Annotated in this window: 1 protein-coding gene; it reads right to left on the minus strand. The window is 66.2% G+C overall.

Going from position 1 to position 843, the window contains the following annotated elements:
• Positions 1–79 precede the first annotated feature (79 nt).
• Entirely contained in the window at positions 80–478 is a 399-nt protein-coding gene (locus E8M80_RS25625; RefSeq protein WP_206035757.1) for a cupin domain-containing protein, read from the minus strand.
• Positions 479–843 lie beyond the last annotated feature (365 nt).

Consider the following 843-nt stretch of genomic DNA (forward strand, 5'->3'; position numbering starts at 1 on the left):
AGCATCCCAATCATGACCCCCGGCATCACCGAGAGCCAACGTGAACCCCTTCAGCAGAGGGGGCCCTTTTGGACGCCGATCACCCCTCCATAGGGGTCCTTCTTCCACGCCGATCCACAATCATCCTTGCCGCGTCTGGCGGTCCGCCGGCGGACGCACTGATCACCTCGGCGACCTCGCGGAAGTACGTCGGCCCGATGGCGGCCGGCGTGACCACGCACAGCGCTCGTACGTCCTCATCTCCGTTGTTGTCGAAGCGATGAACTGCGCCGCGCGGAATGCAGAGGGCCTGTCCGGGCGCGACATCGATTCGATGCCCATCGACGGTCCAGGTGAGCACGCCGCTGATGCCGTAAATCGTCTCCTCGTAGTGGTCGTGGCTGTGCGCCGGAGCCGCCAGGCGCTGTCGCCTCGGTACACTGACCTCGAAGGCGGATACGCTGCCGCCCGAAGTCTCTGTGGTGATCAGGAATCGCACCGAAAGCGGACCGAGGCGGATCGTCTCATCTGACGGATTGGTTCGCAGGCCGGGAGCACCCGCCTGTGCGGCGGAGCCGGTAAGCGGTAGCAGGACGCTCGTCGCGCCGGCGGTCGTTGCGCTGGCCAGGACGCCTCGGCGCGTGAGCTGACTGGTGGGAGTGATTCGGGTCGCGTCCGCTGAAACGATCTCGGTGGCGGATTGACCTGCCCCCCTAGAAGCGGTCCGCCGGTGATGTAGTCCGGCGGCAGCGATGGGAGGTTGTGGGATGGGACGGAAGAAGGCGCACACGCCGGAGGAGATTGTCGCGAAGCTGCGGCAGGCGGAGGTTCTGGTTGGCCAGGGCAAGACGGTGGCCGATGCTG

It is taken from the genome of Roseomonas sp. HF4, assembly GCF_005222755.1.
In the GTDB taxonomy this organism is placed as follows: domain Bacteria; phylum Pseudomonadota; class Alphaproteobacteria; order Acetobacterales; family Acetobacteraceae; genus Neoroseomonas.